The sequence below is a fragment of the Streptomyces sp. NPDC051105 genome (assembly GCF_040682795.1).
Taxonomy (GTDB): Bacteria; Actinomycetota; Actinomycetes; order Streptomycetales; family Streptomycetaceae; genus Streptomyces.
This window is the reverse complement of sequence record NZ_JBFBBR010000005.1, coordinates 104,852-124,342: the sequence shown is the minus strand read 5'-3', so window position 1 is coordinate 124,342 and position 19,491 is coordinate 104,852. Positions and strand designations below refer to the sequence as shown.

Genomic DNA, 19,491 nt, shown 5'->3' with positions numbered 1-19,491 from the left:
CGTCGATATGGGGGGCACCGTACATCGGTGTCCCCCTCTGCATGAGGACTCCATGTACAAGATCTTCTTCAACCTCGTTTTCAAGCGGATGGACCCGGAGCAGGCCCATCACCTCGCCTTCCGGTGGATCCGGCTCGCCGCTCGCATCCCCGTGCTGCGTACCTTCGTCGCGGCCGCTCTGGCCCCTCGCTACAAGGAACTGCGTACCGAGGCCTTCGGGCTGCGGATGCACGGGCCCTTCGGGCTGGCCGCAGGGTTCGACAAGAACGCCGTCGCGATCGACGGGATGTCGATGCTCGGGTTCGACCATGTCGAGATCGGCACCGTGACCGGTGAGGCGCAGCCCGGTAATCCCAGGAAGCGGCTGTTCCGGCTGGTCGCCGACCGGGCGCTGATCAACCGGATGGGGTTCAACAACGACGGATCGCTGACCGTCGCCGCGCGGCTGGCGACCCGTGAGCCCGTCTTCAGGACCGTCGTGGGCGTCAACATCGGCAAGACCAAGGTCGTACCGGAGGCCGAGGCGGCCCGCGACTACGTGAAGTCCGCCGAGCGGCTCGCGCCGTACGCCGACTACCTTGTCGTGAACGTGTCGTCGCCGAACACGCCGGGCCTGCGCAACCTCCAGGCCGTCGACCATCTGCGTCCGCTCCTGACGGCCGTGCGCGAGGCCGCCGACCGGGTGGCGGCGAACCGCCGGGTTCCGCTGCTGGTGAAGATCGCGCCGGACCTCGCCGACGAGGACGTCGACGCCGTCGCCGACCTGGCCGTCGAGCTGGGGCTCGACGGGATCATCGCGACGAACACCACCATCGCGCGCGAGGGCCTCGGACTGCGCTCCGGCCCCGAGCTGGTGAAGGAGACCGGAGGGCTCTCCGGGGCGCCGCTGAAGGCGCGGTCCCTGGAAGTGCTGCGGCGGCTGTACGCGCGCGTGGGCGACCGGATCACCCTGGTCGGTGTCGGCGGCATCGAGAACGCCGAGGACGCCTGGCAGCGCATCCTGGCCGGTGCCACGCTGGTCCAGGGCTACAGCGCCTTCATCTACGAGGGGCCGTTCTACGCTCGCGCCCTCCACAAGGGGCTAGCGGCGCGTCTGCGCACCAGCCCGTACGCCACGCTCGCCGACGCGGTCGGCGCCGATGTGAGGAAGGCCGTATGAGCCCGTTGGAGCCCTTCGGCGCGCGGCTGCGCCGTGTGATGGACGAGCGCGGTCCGCTGTGCGTCGGCATCGACCCGCATGCCTCACTGCTGTCCGAGTGGGGCCTGAACGACGACGTGGCAGGGCTTGAGCGGTTCAGCCGTACCGTGGTGGAGGCGGTGGCCGACCGGGTCGCGGTCATGAAGCCGCAGAGCGCTTTCTTCGAGCGGTTCGGCTCGCGCGGGGTGGCCGTCCTCGAGCGGGTGGTGCGGGAGGCACGGGACGCCGGGACGCTGGTCGTCATGGATGCCAAGCGCGGCGACATCGGCTCCACCATGGCCGGCTACGCGGAGGCCTACCTGAGCAAGGACGCGCCGCTGTTCTCGGACGCCCTGACCGTCTCGCCCTATCTCGGCTACGGCTCGCTCAGCCCGGCCGTGGCGCTGGCCCGGGAGAGCGGGGCCGGCCTGTTCGTGCTGGCCCTGACGTCGAACCCGGAGGGCCCCGAGGTGCAGCACGCGGTGCGCGGCGACGGCCGGACGGTCGGCGCGACCATGCTGGCCCACCTGGCCGCCGAGAACGCGGGGGAGGAGCCGCTGGGCTCCTTCGGCGCCGTCGTGGGTGCCACGGTCGGCGATCTGTCGTCGTACGACCTCGACATCAACGGCCCGCTGCTCGCGCCGGGCGTCGGGGCGCAGGGGGCGACGGCGGCCGACCTGCCCATGGTCTTCGGGGCGGCGGTGCGCAACGTGGTTCCAAACGTGAGCCGAGGTGTTTTGCGTCACGGTCCCGATGCCGGGGCGCTGCGGGTGGCCGCGGAGCGGTTCGCTGGCGAGATCCGGGACGTCGTCGCAGGTCGGTGAGGACTCCGGCGAGTCCTCCGGGAGCGCTTCGGTGGGCGCTCGGCCGACGGGTTCAGCGTGAATACATCCTCAAATCCTGGGCAGTATGTCTGAAATGTCCGGCCTGGCGGAGGCTGACCAGGACTTTTCCGCTGTTCTCGCTGACTCTGGCGGACTTGCCCGCTAGTCTCCGAGCAGGGTGAACGGGCAAGCGTGTTGCTCGTGGCTCCCCAGGTGTGGGGCGACTAGGTTCCTCACCGGTCCGTATCCGACAGTTCGACATCCGAGGTGACGTAGGCGTGGCTCTTCCGCCCCTTACCCCTGAACAGCGCGCAGCCGCGCTCGAAAAGGCCGCCGCGGCTCGCCGGGAGCGGGCCGAGGTCAAGAATCGACTCAAGCACTCCGGCGCCTCTCTCCACGAGGTCATCAAGCAGGGTCAGGAAAACGACGTCATCGGCAAGATGAAGGTCTCCGCCCTGCTCGAGTCCCTGCCGGGCGTGGGCAAGGTCCGCGCCAAGCAGATCATGGAGCGACTCGGGATCTCCGAGAGCCGCCGGGTGCGTGGCCTCGGTTCCAACCAGATCGCTTCCCTGGAGCGTGAGTTCGGCAGCACCGGCTCCTGATCACCGGGTCGTCCGGGACAGCCGTCCCGGGCTACCTGCGATTGCTGGAATAATCGCTGCATGGCTGCAACATTCCGGGGGACGACCCCCGAGCCCCCGGACGTACGTCCGCGGCTGACCGTGCTCTCCGGCCCCTCCGGGGTCGGCAAGAGCACGGTCGTCGCCCATATGCGCAAGGTGCACCCCGAGGTCTGGCTCTCGGTGTCGGCGACCACCCGTAAGCCCCGCCCGGGCGAGAAGCACGGAGTGCACTACTTCTTCGTCTCCGACGAGGAGATGGACAAGCTCATCGCCAACGGCGAGCTCCTGGAGTGGGCCGAATTCGCCGGCAACCGCTACGGCACCCCGCGGCAGGCGGTGCTGGAGCACCTGGAGTCCGGCGTGCCGGTGCTGCTGGAGATCGACCTCCAGGGCGCCCGGCAGGTCCGCGAGTCCATGCCGGAGGGCCGGCTGGTGTTCCTGGCCCCTCCGTCGTGGGAGGAGCTGGTGCGCAGGCTCACCGGACGGGGTACCGAGCCGCCCGAGGTGATCGAGCGCCGTCTGGAAGCGGCCAGGATCGAGCTGGCGGCCGAGCCGGAGTTCGACGAGACCCTGGTCAACACCTCCGTCGAGGACGTGGCGCGCGAGCTGCTAGCCTTGATGGACGTTGTGTGATCGTCTCTGGTCATTCAGACTGAATCTTTCCCATCCATCGGAAGGCAGAGCGTGTCCTCTTCCATCACCGCGCCCGAGGGCATCATCAACCCTCCGATCGACGAGCTCCTCGAGGCCACCGACTCGAAGTACAGCCTCGTGATCTACGCGGCCAAGCGTGCCCGCCAGATCAACGCGTACTACTCGCAGCTCGGCGAGGGTCTCCTGGAGTACGTCGGTCCGCTCGTCGACACCCACGTCCACGAGAAGCCGCTCTCCATCGCCCTGCGTGAGATCAACGCGGGTCTGCTGACGTCCGAGGCCGTCGAAGGCCCGGCGCAGTAGCAGCGCAGTAGTACTTTCGTATTGCAGTTGACTTATCCACAGGCCCGGCAGCCGACTGTCGGGCCTGTGGTGTGTGATGGAGTCGTGCGCCGGAGCCGGTGCACGGGAGCCGAGTGCGGGGAGAGACGGTGGACAAGCCGAAGGTCGTGCTGGGGGTCAGTGGTGGCATCGCCGCGTACAAGGCCTGCGAGCTGCTGAGAAGGTTCACCGAGTCGGGCCATGACGTCCGGGTCGTGCCCACCGCCTCCGCGCTGCACTTCGTCGGCGCCGCCACCTGGTCCGCCCTCTCCGGCAACCCCGTCTCCACCGAGGTCTGGGACCACGTCGAGGAGGTCCCGCATGTCCGGATCGGCCAGCACGCCGACCTGGTCGTGGTCGCCCCCGCCACCGCCGACCTGCTCGCCAAGGCGGCCCACGGCCTCGCCGACGACCTGCTCACCAACACCCTCCTCACGGCCCGCTGCCCGGTCGTCTTCGCCCCCGCGATGCACACCGAGATGTGGGAGCACCCGGCCACCCAGGAGAACGTGGCGACGCTGCGCCGCCGCGGCGCCGTTGTCATCGAACCGGCGGTCGGCCGCCTCACCGGGGTCGACACGGGCAAGGGCCGCTTCCCCGACCCCGCGGAGATCTTCGAGGACTGTCGTCGCGTCCTGGCGCGCGGAGCGCGAGAGGCCGACCTGACGGGCCGCCATGTCGTCGTCTCCGCCGGCGGCACCCGCGAGCCCCTCGACCCCGTCCGCTTCCTCGGCAACCGCTCCTCAGGCAAGCAGGGCTACGCCCTCGCCCGCACGGCCGCCGCGCGGGGCGCCCGGGTGACACTGGTCGCGGCCAACACCTCCGGCCTGCCCGACCCGGCCGGAGTGGACGTCGTCCCGGTGGGGACGGCCGTGCAACTGCGGGAGGCGGTGCTGAAGGCGGCCGCCGACGCCGACGCCGTGGTCATGGCCGCCGCCGTCGCCGACTTCCGCCCCTCGGTCTACGCGACCGGGAAGATCAAGAAGAAGGACGGCCAGGATCCAGAGCCGATCGTCCTGGTGCGGAATCCGGACATTCTCGCGGAGATCTCGGCCGACCGGGCGCGGCCCGGACAGGTGATCGTCGGCTTCGCCGCCGAGACCGACGACGTTCTCGCCAACGGCCGAACCAAGCTGGCGCGCAAGGGCTGCGACCTGCTCGTGGTGAACGAGGTGGGGGAGCGCAAGACCTTCGGCTCCGAGGAGAACGAGGCCGTGGTACTCGGTGCCGACGGCAGTGAGACGCCTGTGCCGCACGGGCCCAAGGAGGCTCTCGCGGACATCGTGTGGGATCTGGTGGCGGCCCGTTTGGGTTAACTTTTTTCAGCCGTATGTCAACTTTCCCGGACGTCACATTAGGGTGCGGTGGCTCTGGCCAACGCCGCCGCCCATTGGGCAGAATGCCCGTGCCGCAGGTCACAGCACTCCCGAGTGTCGAGACAGGTGGGCCGGCGGCGGAGTGCGACCGATAAACTGTTCTCGGACGACGCACAGGTGCAGCCCACCGCGTCGTCCGCCAATGATCAGCCAGCAGCCGCTGCAACCCCAGGGAGCGTTGTGTCCCGTCGCCTGTTCACCTCGGAGTCCGTGACCGAGGGTCACCCCGACAAGATCGCTGACCAGATCAGCGACACCATTCTCGACGCGCTTCTGCGCGAGGACCCGACCTCCCGGGTCGCCGTCGAGACGCTGATCACCACCGGCCTGGTGCATGTGGCCGGCGAGGTCACGACCAAGACGTACGCGGACATCGCGACGCTGGTCCGCAACAAGATCCTCGAGATCGGCTACGACTCCTCGAAGAAGGGCTTCGACGGCGCCTCCTGTGGCGTCTCGGTGTCGATCGGCGCGCAGTCCCCGGACATCGCACAGGGCGTGGACACCGCGTACGAGTCGCGGGTCGAGGGCGACGAGGACGAGCTCGACAAGCAGGGCGCCGGCGACCAGGGCCTGATGTTCGGGTACGCGACGGACGAGACGCCGACCCTGATGCCGCTGCCGATCTTCCTGGCGCACCGCCTGTCGAAGCGCCTGTCCGAGGTCCGCAAGAACGGCACCATCCCCTACCTGCGCCCGGACGGCAAGACGCAGGTCACCATCGAGTACGACGGCGACAAGGCCGTCCGCCTCGACACCGTCGTCGTCTCCAGCCAGCACGCCTCGGACATCGACCTGGAGTCGCTGCTCGCCCCCGACATCCGCGAGTTCGTCGTGGAGCCGGAGCTGAAGGCCCTGCTGGACGAGGGCATCAAGCTCGACACCGACGGCTACCGCCTCCTGGTCAACCCGACCGGCCGCTTCGAGATCGGCGGCCCGATGGGTGACGCCGGCCTGACCGGCCGCAAGATCATCATCGACACGTACGGCGGCATGGCCCGCCACGGTGGCGGTGCCTTCTCCGGCAAGGACCCGTCCAAGGTCGACCGTTCCGCCGCCTACGCCATGCGCTGGGTCGCCAAGAACGTCGTCGCGGCCGGCCTGGCCTCCCGCTGCGAGGTCCAGGTGGCCTACGCGATCGGCAAGGCCGAGCCCGTCGGTCTGTTCGTGGAGACCTTCGGCACCGCCAAGGTCGAGACCGAGAAGATCGAGAAGGCGATCGACGAGGTCTTCGACCTGCGTCCGGCCGCCATCATCCGCGACCTCGACCTGCTCCGCCCGATCTACGCCCAGACCGCCGCGTACGGTCACTTCGGCCGCGAGCTCCCCGAGTTCACCTGGGAGAAGACGGACCGTGTGGACGCCCTGCGCAAGGCCGTGGGCCTGTAACCCCGGCCGACTCCCCGCACCCGCCCGAAGGCCCGGTCTCCCCGCAGGGGGCCGGGCCTCGGCATGTCATGGCGAAGGCTCGTCGTCCGTCGTCCTGAGACGTCTCGGAGGCTTCGCCGCCGACGCCGACCGGCGTGGCCGAGTGGTCCAGGGCAGAGGAGCGCCGGGTGGCGGTCCGGGGGCGGAATGGTCTCGGGCGGCGTCGGTTGTCAGTGGCGTTTGGTAAAAATGCAAGCGTGAGCAGCGAGAACGGGCAGGGGGGCGGGGGCGTCGAAGGGGCGCCGCCGGAGCAGCTCGCGCTCATTCGGGAGAGCGTGCGGGGGGCCAAGGTGCCCCGGGCCAAGCCGCGGACCTGGCGGGGGGCCGAGCTGGCCGAGCGGCTGCCGGTCGCCCGGGTGCTCGTGGACAAGGGTGTGCTGCATCTCGACCGGTACTTCGACTACGCCGTCCCGGCCGAGCTGGACGCCGACGCACAGCCGGGGGTGCGGGTGCGGGTGCGGTTCGGAGCCGGCCGGCACCGGGTGCGGGACGGGCGCCGGGAGGGCGGGGGGCTCATCGACGGGTTCCTCGTGGAGCGGCTCGCCGAATCCGAGTACTCGGGGCCGCTGGCCGCGCTGGCCCAGGTGGTGTCGCCCGAGCCGGTGCTGAGCGAGGAACTGCTGCGGCTCGCGCGGGCCGTCGCCGACCGGTACGCGGGGAGCCTCGCGGACGTGTTGCAGCTGGCCGTGCCGCCGCGCAGCGCGCGGGCCGAGAAGCGGACCTCGCCCGAGCCGTCGCCGCCCCCGCCGGTGCCCGACGCCGGATCCTGGACGCGGTACGAGCACGGGGCGGCATTCATCGAGGCGCTGGCCTCCGGCGGCGCGCCGCGTGCCGTGTGGAACGCCCTGCCGGGGCCCGAGTGGAGCGAGGAGATCGCCCGGGCCGTCGCCGCCACGCTCGCCTCGGGACGCGGCGCGCTCGTCGTCGTACCGGACGGGCGGGCCGCCGGGCGGGTCGATGCCGCGCTGACCGATGTGCTCGGTGAAGGGCGGCATGCGCTGCTCACGGCCGACGCCGGGCCCGAGAAGCGGTACGCGCAGTGGCTCGCCGTCAGCCGCGGCTCGGTGCGGGCGGTGGTGGGGACGCGGGCTGCCATGTTCGCGCCGGTACGGGGCCTCGGGCTCGTCGCGATCTGGGACGACGGCGACGACAGCCACAGCGAGCAGCACGCCCCGCAGCCGCATGCGCGGGATGTGCTGCTCTTGCGTGCGGCACTGGACAAGTGCGCGTTTCTGCTCGGGAGCTGGAGCTGCACGGTGGAGGCCGCGCAGCTGATGGAGAACGGCTGGGCGCGGCCCCTGGTGGCGGGGAGAGAACAGGTGCGCAGGGCCGCGCCGCTGGTGCGGACGGTCGGGGACGGGGACCTGGCCCGGGACGAGGCCGCGCGGGCCGCGCGGCTGCCGACGCTCGCCTGGCAGGCGGTACGGGACGGTCTGCGGCACGGCCCGGTGCTCGTGCAGGTGCCCCGGAGGGGGTATGTGCCGCGGATGGCCTGCGCCCAGTGCCGGGCGCCGGCACGCTGCCGGCACTGCGCCGGTCCGTTGGAGGGGCGGGACGCCGGGGCGCTGGGGTGCGGGTGGTGCGGGCGTGAGGAGAGGGACTGGCACTGCCCCGAGTGCGGCGGCTTCCGGCTGCGCGCCCAGGTGGTGGGGGCCCGGCGGACCGCCGAGGAACTGGGGCGGGCTTTTCCCGCCGTACCCGTACGGACCTCGGGGCGCGAGCATGTACTGGACACCGTCCCGGGGGCGCCCGCGCTGGTCGTGAGCACGCCCGGCGCCGAGCCGGTCGCCGAAGGCGGCTATGCGGCGGCGTTGCTGCTGGACGGCTGGGCGATGCTCGGGCGGCCCGACCTGCGCGCCGGTGAGGATGCGCTGCGCCGGTGGATCGCGGCCGGGGCGCTGGTGCGGCCGCAGGAGGAGGGCGGCACCGTGGTCGTCGTCGCGGAGCCTACGCTGCGGCCCGTGCAGGCGCTGGTGCGCTGGGATCCCGTCGGGCACGCGGTGCGGGAACTCGCCGAGCGGGCCGAGCTGGGGTTCCCACCGGTGTCGCGGATGGCGGCGGTGTCGGGGCCGGCGGAGGCGCTCGCGGAGTTCCTCGCCACAGCCGAACTGCCGTCGGACGCGGAGGTGTTGGGGCCGGTTCCGGTGCCCGTGGTGCGGGCCGGGGCGCCTCGGCGGGCGGGGGCGCCGCCTCCCGGGGAGCACTGGGAGCGGGCGCTGGTAAGGGTGCCGCCGGGGAGCGGTGCCGCGCTGGCGGCCGCGTTGAAGACGGCTCAGGCGGCGCGGATGGCACGGGGGAGCGGGGAGGCCGTACGGGTGCGGGTCGATCCGCCGGACATCGGCTAGTGCTGTGACCGGGAAGGTTTGGCGGGAAGCTCGCGGCGTCCGGTGCGGTGCATCGCAGGGCGGAGCATCACCCGCCTACGGGATGTACTCGCTGGATGTACTCGGTTGGTGCGACGACGCGGCGAGGTGCCGTGCCGGGCGTTCGCGAGCCGGTGAACCTTTCCGGTCGGGTCGCAGCCCTAGCGGGGGAGACCGGGGTTGCGGGGAGAGGGAGAGGCGGCTGGGTAGACGGCTGCCCTCCCGGGTGTTTGCCGGGAGGGCAGAGGGCGGGCGGGTCAGCCCCTTGAGTCAGCCGTTGTGCTGGGTCAGCCGTTGCGCGGGCCGGGGAAGGCTGTTGGCCTCGCCTCGTCGCGGAGGGTGGGGCTGCCCGCGGTCGGCTGGGTCGGCATGGAGCGGGCGGCCGGGACCGTGGGTACCGTGGGCAGGCCTGCGCCCATGCTGAGCGTGCGGGTGCCGGACGGCTCGGTCGGCCGTTCGGTCTCGGCGGCCGGTGCCGGCTGGGCCGTGGTGCGTCGGGCGCCGTAACGGCGGTGTACCGCCTGCTTGGTGACCCCTAGGGCGGAGCCCACCGCGTCCCACGAGAAGCCGAGCGAGCGGTCGAAGTCCACGGCGGCCGTGACCAGGGTTTCGACACTGTCCCGGAGTTCCTGGGCGAGGCGGACCGTCGGGGCGGGGGCGCGTCCGTAGACGACGAAGCCCGTGGACGGGCCGGAGCGGCGCGGGCGGTAGACGTTGCCCAACTGGGCGGTGAGCGTGCGCAGTGCGTCCACCTGCCGGCGGACCCGCTCGATGTCCCGCACCAACAAGTGCAGGCTGGCCCGGGCCTGGGCGTCGTGGGATGCGTGGTCGGCCATGAACAAGCCTCTCGAACCGGCGTTGAAAGGAATGGGCCGCGTATGCGGCCCGTTGTGGTCAACTCTTCCTTGACCAACGCGTGGGCGCTCCGCTGGTCACGGTGTGGGGGCGTGTGGGCATATGCGTACGCCGGGTTTTCCCGCCCGCGCACCGCCCGATCGGTTGGCAGAGAGGCTGGCGACCCGTGGGGGTGTTCGCCGTCGGCGGATTGCGCTTCGTGGATCGCGGTTCGTAGTCCGCGGTTCGTAGTCCGCCGTTAGTAGTCCGCGGTTGGCGGTTGGAGGTTGGCAGTTCGGGGTTGGCGCTTCGCGCTTGATGGCTCCTGGTTCGCATGCTGTGGTGCGCGGGCTGCGGGGCTGCGGGGCTGCGGGGCTGCGGGGCTGCGGATCTGCGGATCTGCGGGGCTGCGGGGCTGCGGGGCTGTGGGGCTGCGGGGCAGGAGCGGAGCTGTGGGCTCTGGGGCAGCGGGACTGCGGGACTGCGGGCTCTGGGGCTGCGGGGCTGCGGGGCTGCGGGCTGTGGGGCTGCGGGGCTGCGGGGCAGGAGCGGGGCTGTGGGGTTGTGGCTGCGGCGCTGTGGTTTGTGGGTGGTGGTTTCGGGTTGCGGCATAGACTTGTGCGTTGCCCGTGTTCGTCGTGTCCGAGAGGCCCCCAGTCGCCCATGAAGCTTGTCTTCGCCGGTACCCCCGAAGTCGCCGTTCCCGCTCTGGACGCTCTCCTCGCCTCCGGGCGGCATGAGGTGGCCGCCGTGGTCACGCGGCCCGACGCGCCGGCCGGGCGGGGCCGCAGGCTGATCGCTTCGCCTGTGGCCGAACGGGCGATGGAGGCCGGGATCGAGGTACTGAGGCCGCAGAAGCCGCGCGATCCGGAGTTTCTGGAGCGGCTGAAGGCCATCGCGCCGGACTGCTGCCCGGTGGTCGCCTACGGTGCGCTGCTGCCGCGGGTCGCCCTCGACGTGCCGGCCCACGGGTGGGTCAATCTGCACTTCTCGCTGCTTCCCGCGTGGCGCGGCGCGGCGCCCGTCCAGCACTCCATCATGGCGGGCGACGAGATCACGGGCGCGTCCACCTTCCTGATCGAGGAGGGCCTCGACTCCGGTCCCGTCTACGGGACCGTCACCGAGGAGATCCGGCCCACCGACACCAGCGGTGATCTGCTGACGCGGCTCGCGTTCGCCGGGTCCGGGCTGCTCGCCGCGACCATGGACGGCATCGAGGACGGCACCCTCAAGGCCGTACCGCAGCCGGCCGAGGGCATCACCCTCGCCCCGAAGATCACCGTCGAGGACGCGAAGGTCGACTGGTCCGCGCCCGCGCTGCGGGTCGACCGGGTGGTGCGGGGCTGCACTCCCGCCCCCGGTGCCTGGACCACCTTCCGCGGTGAACGGCTCAAGCTGATCCACGTCACCCCGGTGCCGGAGCGGACCGATCTCGCCCCGGCCCAGATCGCCGTCGGGAAGAACAGCGCGCACGTGGGGACGGGGTCGTACGCCGTGGAACTGCTCTGGGTCCAGGCCCAGGGCAAGAAGCCGATGCGGGCGGCCGACTGGGCGCGTGGCGTGCGCATCGGCGCCGGGGAGACCCTCGGCGACTGAGCCTGCCCTTCTCAACAGCGGCTTTCCGGTGCGCGCGGCGTACCCTGGGAGTCGCATCATTCCCATACCCGGAGCACCTTTTTCGTGAGCCAGCAGTCCCGGGGGCCGCGTCGGCCCGCCAAGCCCTACCGCCGTCCCCAGAAGGACCCGGTCCGCCTCCTCGCCTTCGAGGCGCTGCGCGCCGTGGACGAGCGGGACGCCTACGCCAACCTCGTGCTGCCGCCGTTGCTGCGCAAGGCGCGGGAGAAAGGCGACTTCGACGGGAGGGACGCTGCCCTCGCGACCGAGCTGGTGTACGGGACGCTGCGCCGGCAGGGGACGTACGACGCGATCATCGCCCAGTGCGTCGACCGGCCGCTGCGCGAGGTCGACCCGCCGGTGCTTGACGTGCTGAGCCTCGGTGTGCACCAGCTGCTCGGCACCCGGATCCCGTCGCACGCCGCCGTGTCCGCCTCCGTCGAGCTGGCCCGGGTGGTGCTGGGCGACGGGCGGGCCAAGTTCGTCAACGCCGTGCTGCGCAAGGTCGCGCAGGACGATCTCGACGGCTGGCTCGCGAAGGTCGCGCCGCCCTACGACCAGGACCCCGAGGACCACCTCGCCGTCGTGCACTCGCACCCGCGGTGGGTCGTCTCCGCGCTCTGGGACTCGCTGGGCGGGGGCCGTGCCGGGATCGAGGAGCTGCTGGCCGCCGACAACGAACGGCCCGAGGTGACGCTGGTCGCCCGGCCTGGGCGGGCCACCGCCGAGGAACTGCTCGATGAGGACGCGGCCGTGCCGGGACGCTGGTCGCCCTACGCGGTACGGCTCAGCGAGGGCGGGGAGCCCGGCGCCATCGAGGCCGTGCGGGAGGGCCGGGCCGGGGTGCAGGACGAGGGCAGCCAGCTGGTGGCCCTCGCGCTCGCCAACGTGCCCCTGGACGGCCCGGACCGGACCTGGCTGGACGGCTGCGCCGGGCCCGGCGGCAAGGCCGCGCTGCTCGCCGCGCTCGCCGCGGAGCGCGGGGCGGTCCTGCTCGCTTCGGAGAAGCAGCCGCACCGGGCCGGCCTGGTGGAGAAGGCGCTGCACGGCAACCCGGGGCCCTACCAGGTCATCACCGCCGACGGCACGCGGCCGCCGTGGCGTCCCGGCACCTTCGACCGGGTGCTGATGGACGTGCCGTGCACCGGTCTCGGCGCCCTTCGCCGGCGTCCGGAGGCGCGCTGGCGCCGTCGGCCCGAGGACCTCGACAACTTCGCCCCGCTGCAGCGTGCGCTGCTGCGTACGGCGATCGACTCGGTGCGGGTGGGCGGGGTCGTCGGGTACGCCACGTGCTCGCCGCATCTCGCGGAGACGCGGGCGGTCGTCCAGGACGTGCTGAAGCAGCGGCCGGAGACGGAGCTGCTGGACGCGCGTCCGTTGCTGCCGGGTGTGCCCGCTCTGGGCGAGGGCCCGGATGTCCAGCTGTGGCCGCATCTGCATGGCACGGACGCGATGTACCTGGCGCTGATCCGGAGGATTGGCTGAAGTGGGGGGCAGGGACGCTCGCCCGGGTGGGCGCGACTACAGCGCCCCGAAGGGGCGCGGGGAACTGCGCGATCAGCCCCCGCCCACCCGCAGTGGACCCACCGCCCTGCCCACCTCCGCACCCCACGCGGCTCTCCCCCTCAGGGCATGGCACGCTTGACGCATGGCCGCGCAGATCAACCCCAGCATCCTGTCCGCCGACTTCGCCCGCCTCGCGGACGAGGCCAAGGCGGTCGAAGGCGCCGACTGGCTCCACGTCGACGTCATGGACAACCACTTCGTCCCGAACCTCACGCTCGGCGTGCCGGTCGTAGAGTCCCTGGCCCGGGCCACGGACACCCCGCTGGACTGCCATCTGATGATCGACGCCCCCGACCGCTGGGCACCCCAGTACGTCGAAGCGGGTGCCTCCTCCGTCACCTTCCACGTGGAGGCGGCGGCCGCCCCGGTGCGGCTCGCGCGCGAGATCCGCGCGAAGGGCGCCCGCGCCTCCATGGCGCTCAAGCCCGCGACGCCCATCGAACCGTACGAGGACCTGCTTCCCGAGCTGGACATGCTGCTCATCATGACGGTGGAGCCGGGCTTCGGCGGCCAGGCTTTTCTCGACATCATGCTGCCGAAGATCCGCCGCACCCGGGAGTTGATCAGCAAGCACGGACTGGAGCTGTGGCTCCAGGTGGACGGTGGAGTTTCGGCGTCGACGATCGAGCGGTGCGCGGACGCCGGAGCCGACGTTTTCGTGGCAGGTTCCGCGGTGTACGGGGCAAACGACCCGGCAGAGGCGGTACGTGCACTACGCACCCAGGCCGAGGCGGCCACCGCCGCCGCGTCCTGGGCGTGCGACCACTGAGGTACGGGAACGTGAACGGCTCCGATCAGGGCTGATCGACTGCGCCGGATCTGCAAGGATGAACGGCGTATCCAGAGTGTGAACAGCAGTGAGGAGATGACCGTGTCGGGTATGTCGGCGGGCCGGTCAGCCATGCGGATGGGACCCGCTGAGCTGGTGCAGGCGGCGGCCATGGCCCGCCGCTTCTACCTTGAGGGCAAGTCCAAGATCCAGATCGCTGAGGAGTTCGGCGTCAGCCGCTTCAAAGTGGCCCGGGTACTGGAGACTGCCCTCGAAAGGGATCTCGTACGCATCGAGATCCGTGTGCCGGCCGAACTGGACGCCGAGCGCTCCGACGCGCTCCGCGCCCGCTACGGCCTGCGGCACGCCGTCGTGGTCGAGTCCCCGGCCGAGGCGGAGGAGACCCCCGACCCCGAGAACCTCGGTGAGGTCGCCGCAGACCTGCTCGGCGAGCTCGTCAACGAGGGCGACGTGCTCGGTCTCGCCTGGGGCCGGTCCACCATCCACATGGCGGTGGCGCTCGACCGGCTGCCCCCGTGCACGGTGGTGCAGCTGACGGGCGTGTACGACGCCGGGACCTCCGAGCGCGGTTCGGTCGAGGCCGTCCGTCGTGCCGCCCAGGTGTCGGGTGGCGACGCCCACCCCATCTACGCGCCGATGCTGCTGCCGGACGCGGCCACCGCGGCCGCGCTGCGCAACCAGACCGGCATCGCCCGGGCCTTCGAGTACTTCGACAAGGTCACGGTCGCCTGTGTGTCCATCGGCTCCTGGGAGCGCGGCATCTCGACGGTGCACGACATGCTCAGCGACGAGGAGCGTGCGCACTACGCCACGCTCGGCGTCGCCGCCGAGATGGCCGCGCACCTCTTCGACGCCGACGGCCGCCGGGTCGGACGCGACCTGGGGGAACGATGCATCACGGTCAAGGCCGACCAGCTGCGCCGCATCCCCGAGGTCGTCGCGATCGCGGGCGGGCAGCGCAAGGCAGCCGCCATCGACGCGGTGCTGAGGTCGGGGCTGGTCACCAGCCTCGTCACCGACACCTCGGCCGCCGACTATCTGATGACGGCGGGACCGACGCCCAAGCCGACGCTGAACCGTTCCGACCCCGACGGTTCCTGACGGGGACCACGGCAACGCCGCGGCGGCGTCGATGACAACGCTGCCGCGGCGCTCCCGCCCGTCCGGGGCATCGGCCTTGGCAGCGGTCGCCAGGACGGCACTCGCGCCGCCGAGCGCGGTCCGTAGCGGAGTCTGTGAAGCTCCGCCTGTCGTTCGGGAAGTTCAGCCGTGTGGTGTGCCTGCTACAGGTTGGCCACCAGGAAGTCCTCCAGGATCTCGACAAACCGCGCCGGCTGCTCCTCGGCCGGGTAATGGCCGCAGTCGTCGAGGACGACCCCCGTGACGTCGTCGGCCGCCAGCCGCATCGTCTGGGCGGCATTCGCGCCGCTCCACAGCGCGCCGCCGACGGCGAGCACCGGTAGCGTCAGCCGGGTCTTGCTGCGCTGCTCGTTCTGCGCGATCGTCTCGTCCAGCGCCCGGTAGTACGCGAAGCTCGCCCGCAGCGCGCGAGGATCCGCGGTGATCGCGTCGACGTAGACGTCGACGGCGTACGCGGGGATCGCGGTCCGCGTGGCGGCCTTGGTGGCGAACTGCCAGCCGAAGAAGAGCCGCTCCCGTCCCCGGACCAGTTCCTCGTTGAGGTCGGTGAGCCGGTTGAAGCCGAACTGCCAGAGCTTCAGGTTGGCCTCTGCCGGGCCGAAGAACGGCGGGGACGGCGTGAGACCGGGGATCACCGCTTCGAGGATGGCGAGCCGGCCCACCCGCTCGGGGTGATCGGCGGCGAGGGCGTACCCGGTCCACGTACCGATGTCGTGGCCGACCACGTCGAACCGGTCGTGCCCGAGCGCGGCCATCAACGCGACCAGATCGGCGGCGAGCGTGCCGGCGTCGTACCCGTCGTCGGGCTTGTCGGAGAGCCCGGCCCCGCGCGAGTCGACGGCGACGACGGTGTGCTGGCGGGCGAGCGCGGGCATCACTTCCCGCCAGGCGTACCAGGTCTGGGGCCACCCGCCGATCAGCAGCAGCGCCGGGCCGTCCCCACCGGTGACCGCGTGCAGCCGCAGTCCGTTCACCTCCACGAGCCGGCTGGTGAAGACGTCGAGGAATCCGTCAGGCAGCCGCAGCGAACTCAAGCTTGTCATGCCGGCGACCATACCCATCTTTGAACGATCGGTACAAGATGTGTAGGCTGACGGACCATGGCAGGCCGCAAGCAGTTCGACGTGGACGAGGCGCTACGACGCGCGATGCATGTCTTCTGGCGCTGGGGTTATTCGGAGGCCTCGATCGATCGCCTGGCCGAGGGCACGGGCCTGGGCCGGGGCTCGCTCTACGGCACCTTCGGCGACAAGAGCGCCCTCTTCCGGAAAAGCCTCCAACGGTACGCGCAGACCTACCACCCGCTGTACGAGCAGGCACTGTCCGGCCCCCACCCGAGCCCGAGCGCCGTCGTGGCTGCCTTCCTGCAGGTCGCCCTGAACCGTATCGCCGACCCGACGGTCCCGGATGGCTGCCTGCTCACGGTGTCGGCAACGCAGTTCCCGGCGCTTGACGCGGAGGGCCGGGCGATGGTCCGCGCCATGATCGACGGTTTGCGGACGAGGCTGGAGCAGGCGTTGCTGGCGGCGGGGGCCGGTGAGCAGGAGGCGGCAGAGCTGGCGTTGTGCACGCTGGCGACGAACAAATCCCTGGCGGTGCTGAGCCGGGCCGGCTTCTCGGGCGAAGACCTGGCAACCGTCGCGGCAGCCGCCGCCAAGAATGCCAAGGCTCCGCCGAATCGGCCGGCCGAACGGCCGGCTGCCCCCAGGCAGTGAGCTCGACGGCGCCGGTCGCCTCGCCGGATCTTCCCCCCCTTTCCCGAGCGCGGCAAAACATCGCCGGTATCCAAGGGCGGGCTCGCCCATAAGGCAGGCGGGCATCGGGAGCGCAATGAGCGATATATGGAACGGCGGAATGGGTGATATGCCATACGGTCAGGCGTCATGGATTCAGTCGTAGGGACATGGCTTCAACAAGTAAGTCAAGACTTATCTTTAGGGAACTTTGACCGTATGGTGTGGCTCGAATCGAAGGAGCCCCCTGTTGTCGAAAATGAATGATCCCGCTGTGCGTGCGGTTGAATCGGAGCAGGAATATGTGTCCTCCTTGTATGAGTTACTCACCGAGCGGCTTTCCGAGGTGCGAGTACACCGAGCGAGGGTGCTGAAGGCCCCGGCGGAAAGCGCCGGTGAGGCATACGAGAGAGAAATCGCCGCCGAACGTCTGGCCAAGGAAATCGGCCGGCTGGAGGGCGCCGAAAAGGGGCTGGTCTTCGGGCGCATCGACTGGACGGATGGCACGGCCCTGCGTATCGGGCGGATCGGACTGCATACGGAGGAGGAGGGCCTGCCTCTGCTCGTGGACTGGCGCGCGAACGCGGCGCGGCCCTTCTACGAGGCGACACCGGTCCACCCGATGGACCTGCGGCGGCGCCGGCACCTGCGCCTCGATGAGCGCACGGTCATCTCGGTGAGCGACGAACTGCTGGACGGGACTGCCCCGACCGACGAGGACGTCGTGGGAGACGGCCCGTTGACCGAGGCTCTGTCGGCACGGCGTACGGGCAGGATGCACGCGGCCGTCGCGACGCTGCAGGCCGAGCAGGACGAGATCGTCCGCTCCGCCCACCGCGGGGTGAGTGTGGTGCAGGGCGGGCCCGGCACCGGCAAGACGGTGGTCGCCCTGCACCGGGCGGCCTATGTCCTGTACGCGTTCCCACGCGCCGCGGAGGAGGGTGTCCTGGTGGTGGGCCCGAACGCGCGGTTCCTCGACTACATCTCCCAGGTCCTTCCCTCGCTCGGAGAGAACGACGTCGTTCTGGCGACCTGCCGGGAACTGGCCGGAGTGTCCACGGCCACGGCGGACCCGTTCGATACGGCGCGCCTCAAGGGCAGCTCCGACCTCGCCGACGCCTTGGCCGGCCTGCTGCGCGTCCACCAAGCCCCCGCCGGTGACTTCACCGTCCGCATCGGACAGGAACTGGTTCACCTGTCCGACGAGGAAGTCGCCACGGCACGCGACGCCGCCGTGGCGGCCGCATCGGGGCACAACCCCGCGCGCCAGGTGTTCAGGGAGCTCTTGGTCGACGCCGTCACCGACGCGATGCAACGAGACATGGGCGACCTCCTGGAGCAGATCGACGCCGATGCCGAAAGGATGACGGGCCTGAACCTCGACCGGTTCACCGGAGCCGCCCAGCGCCGTGCCGAAGGTGCGGCCGACCCGGGTCCGGTCCACGAGCTGGACCTGGACGCCATCCGAGCCGATCTCCTCGACGACGCCGACGTCGACCGGGCGGTCGAGGCGTTGTGGCCGCGGCTGGAACCCGGTGACCTCGTGAAGGCGCTCCTGACGAACGCCGGCGCTCTCGCCGAGCGTCTGCCCCGCCTGACCGCGCGGGAGCGGTCCCTTCTGCTGCGCGGTCCGGACGACCCGTGGACCGATGCCGATGTGCCGTTGCTGGACGAGGCGGCGAGCCTGGTCGACGGGCCCCCCGAGCGGACGTACGGGCACGTCGTCGTCGACGAGGCGCAGGAACTGACCCCCATGCAGTGGCGGATGATCGTCCGCCGCTGCCCGGCCAGGGCGATGACGCTGGTGGGTGACTTCGCCCAGGCAGGCCCGGTCGCGACCGCACGCGACTGGACGGAAGCACTGAGCCCGCACGTCGGACCGCGGTTCAGACTGCACAACCTGACCGTCAGCTACCGCACCACGCAGGAGATCCTGGAGAGCGTCCGGGACCTGCTCACGCGGATCGCCCCGGACCAGAAGCCCACACGGTCACTGCGCAGCGGTGAGAACCCTCGCACCGTGACCACACCTGCGGACGGGTTGGTCACCGCCGTCGTTCAGGAACTCCGCGCCCAGAGCACCGCGCACCCGGGCGAGCTTCTGGGAGTGATCTGCGCGGACACCAGGGTGAGTGGGCTGACGGCCGGTGGCGTCGCTCACCACGCACGCGTCGTGCCGGCGTCCGAAGCACGCGGCCTGGAATTCGACGGGGTCGTCGTCATGAACCCCGAGGAGATCATCAGGGCCCGCCCAGGTGGGGAAAGGGACTTGTACGTAGCCCTGACCCGGGCCACCAAGCGCCTGTGCACCATCACCGTACAGCCCGCCTGACGACTCGGCGGGCCGCCCTCGAGGGCGGCGGCCGACGGCCACCACCGGCCGGACGTCAAGATCAAGCATTCGCGGCTTCTGGCCTCACCTCGGCGCTACCCCAACAGGCCTCAGGAAACGGGCTCTGCCGAACGGGTGGCCAGCGCCGCGTCGATCAGGACCGCGGCCGCCTGCCGGGCCACCGCACCCGCCGACGGGTCGCGGTCCATCCGCGCGGACACGCCGCCCCCGTCGTACAGCAGGTGGAGCTGGCGGGCGAGGCCCTCGGGATCCGGGGCGCCGGCCTCCCCGGCGAGGTCGGTGAACAGGGCTCGGACCCAGGCGCGGTAGGTGTCGGAGACCTCTTCGATGGCGCTGCCCTGCTTGGCCTCCGCGCTGGCCGCGAGGAAGGCGCACCCGTGGTAGCCCTGCTCGGCGAAGAACGTGGCCTGCGCGTCGAAGACGGCCAGCAGACGCTCCCGCGGATCAGGGCCAGTGCCGTCGACGGCACGCAGCAGCCGGGCGGACACCCGGGCGTACCGGGAGTCGAGGTAGGCGCGGATGAGCTGTTCCTTGCCGCCGAAGGTGTTGTACAGCGAGGCCTTGGCGACCCCCGCGCGCTCGATGATCCGGTCGATGCCGACCGTCTGCACGCCCTCCGCGTAGAACAACTCGTTCGCGGCCGAGAGCAGCCGCTCCCGGGCCGTGGGAGCCTTGGCACTCAACGTCTTCGTCAT

The 19,491-nt window shown here is 71.2% G+C and carries 17 protein-coding genes; 14 read left to right on the top strand and 3 right to left on the bottom strand.

Features of this window, described 5'->3' with window-relative positions; all coding sequences use genetic code 11:
• The first annotated feature begins 52 nt into the window (after positions 1 to 52).
• From AB0N16_RS14155 to AB0N16_RS14120, 8 genes are all read left to right on the top strand, one after another.
• Positions 53 to 1,159, top strand: a complete 1,107-nt coding sequence (locus AB0N16_RS14155) for a quinone-dependent dihydroorotate dehydrogenase (protein ID WP_365796402.1) — start codon at positions 53 to 55, stop codon at positions 1,157 to 1,159.
• The gene (gene pyrF, locus AB0N16_RS14150) at positions 1,156 to 2,001 is read left to right on the top strand and encodes an orotidine-5'-phosphate decarboxylase (protein WP_365796400.1); all 846 of its coding nucleotides are present in this window, start codon (positions 1,156 to 1,158) and stop codon (positions 1,999 to 2,001) included. The genes AB0N16_RS14155 and pyrF overlap by 4 nt, the downstream gene beginning before the upstream one ends.
• 278 nt (positions 2,002 to 2,279) lie before the next feature.
• Entirely contained in the window at positions 2,280 to 2,603 is a 324-nt protein-coding gene (locus tag AB0N16_RS14145) for an integration host factor (protein ID WP_003977346.1), read from the top strand.
• Between the two features lie 60 nt (positions 2,604 to 2,663).
• Positions 2,664 to 3,257: a guanylate kinase gene (gmk, locus tag AB0N16_RS14140; RefSeq protein WP_365796398.1), complete on the top strand. Its 594-nt coding sequence runs from the start codon at positions 2,664 to 2,666 to the stop codon at positions 3,255 to 3,257.
• Positions 3,258 to 3,308: 51 nt separating this feature from the next.
• Positions 3,309 to 3,581 carry a DNA-directed RNA polymerase subunit omega gene (rpoZ, locus tag AB0N16_RS14135; protein WP_003982715.1) on the top strand — a complete coding sequence of 91 codons (273 nt, stop codon included), beginning with the start codon at positions 3,309 to 3,311 and terminating at the stop codon, positions 3,579 to 3,581.
• A 128-nt stretch (positions 3,582 to 3,709) separates the two neighbouring features.
• Positions 3,710 to 4,915, top strand: coding sequence for a bifunctional phosphopantothenoylcysteine decarboxylase/phosphopantothenate--cysteine ligase CoaBC (gene coaBC, locus AB0N16_RS14130; RefSeq protein WP_365796396.1), 1,206 nt, complete (start codon positions 3,710 to 3,712; stop codon positions 4,913 to 4,915).
• 240 nt (positions 4,916 to 5,155) lie between these two features.
• Positions 5,156 to 6,364 (top strand): methionine adenosyltransferase, encoded by a 1,209-nt coding sequence (gene metK / locus AB0N16_RS14125; RefSeq protein ID WP_365796395.1) that lies wholly within the window; start codon positions 5,156 to 5,158, stop codon positions 6,362 to 6,364.
• 236 nt (positions 6,365 to 6,600) lie between these two features.
• Positions 6,601 to 8,748 (top strand): primosomal protein N', encoded by a 2,148-nt coding sequence (locus AB0N16_RS14120; protein ID WP_365796393.1) that lies wholly within the window; start codon positions 6,601 to 6,603, stop codon positions 8,746 to 8,748.
• 305 nt (positions 8,749 to 9,053) lie between these two features.
• Here the strand turns inward: AB0N16_RS14120 and AB0N16_RS14115 are convergent, their stop codons facing one another.
• Entirely contained in the window at positions 9,054 to 9,602 is a 549-nt protein-coding gene (locus AB0N16_RS14115) for a hypothetical protein (RefSeq protein WP_365796391.1), read from the bottom strand.
• Between the two features lie 661 nt (positions 9,603 to 10,263).
• Between AB0N16_RS14115 and fmt the strand changes: the two genes are divergently transcribed.
• From fmt to AB0N16_RS14095, 4 genes are all read left to right on the top strand, one after another.
• On the top strand, positions 10,264 to 11,196 hold the full coding sequence (gene fmt / locus AB0N16_RS14110; protein ID WP_365796389.1) for a methionyl-tRNA formyltransferase: 933 nt from the start codon (positions 10,264 to 10,266) through the stop codon (positions 11,194 to 11,196).
• 84 nt (positions 11,197 to 11,280) lie between these two features.
• Entirely contained in the window at positions 11,281 to 12,699 is a 1,419-nt protein-coding gene (locus AB0N16_RS14105) for a transcription antitermination factor NusB (RefSeq protein WP_365796387.1), read from the top strand.
• Between the two features lie 163 nt (positions 12,700 to 12,862).
• Positions 12,863 to 13,549 (top strand): ribulose-phosphate 3-epimerase, encoded by a 687-nt coding sequence (gene rpe / locus AB0N16_RS14100; RefSeq protein ID WP_365796385.1) that lies wholly within the window; start codon positions 12,863 to 12,865, stop codon positions 13,547 to 13,549.
• 78 nt (positions 13,550 to 13,627) lie between these two features.
• Positions 13,628 to 14,671 carry a sugar-binding domain-containing protein gene (locus tag AB0N16_RS14095; protein WP_365796383.1) on the top strand — a complete coding sequence of 348 codons (1,044 nt, stop codon included), beginning with the start codon at positions 13,628 to 13,630 and terminating at the stop codon, positions 14,669 to 14,671.
• A gap of 182 nt (positions 14,672 to 14,853) precedes the next feature.
• Here AB0N16_RS14095 and AB0N16_RS14090 read toward each other — a convergent pair whose 3' ends face one another.
• Complete coding sequence (locus AB0N16_RS14090; RefSeq protein ID WP_365796381.1) at positions 14,854 to 15,753, bottom strand: alpha/beta hydrolase; 900 nt, start codon at positions 15,751 to 15,753, stop codon at positions 14,854 to 14,856.
• A 57-nt stretch (positions 15,754 to 15,810) separates the two neighbouring features.
• Here AB0N16_RS14090 and AB0N16_RS14085 point away from each other — a divergent pair, with 57 nt between their 5' ends.
• Positions 15,811 to 16,425, top strand: coding sequence for a TetR/AcrR family transcriptional regulator (locus AB0N16_RS14085; RefSeq protein WP_365796379.1), 615 nt, complete (start codon positions 15,811 to 15,813; stop codon positions 16,423 to 16,425).
• Positions 16,426 to 16,747: 322 nt separating this feature from the next.
• Positions 16,748 to 18,775, top strand: coding sequence for an ATP-dependent DNA helicase (locus AB0N16_RS14080; RefSeq protein ID WP_365796377.1), 2,028 nt, complete (start codon positions 16,748 to 16,750; stop codon positions 18,773 to 18,775).
• Between the two features lie 110 nt (positions 18,776 to 18,885).
• Here AB0N16_RS14080 and AB0N16_RS14075 read toward each other — a convergent pair whose 3' ends face one another.
• Positions 18,886 to 19,491, bottom strand: coding sequence for a TetR/AcrR family transcriptional regulator (locus AB0N16_RS14075; protein ID WP_365796375.1), 606 nt, complete (start codon positions 19,489 to 19,491; stop codon positions 18,886 to 18,888).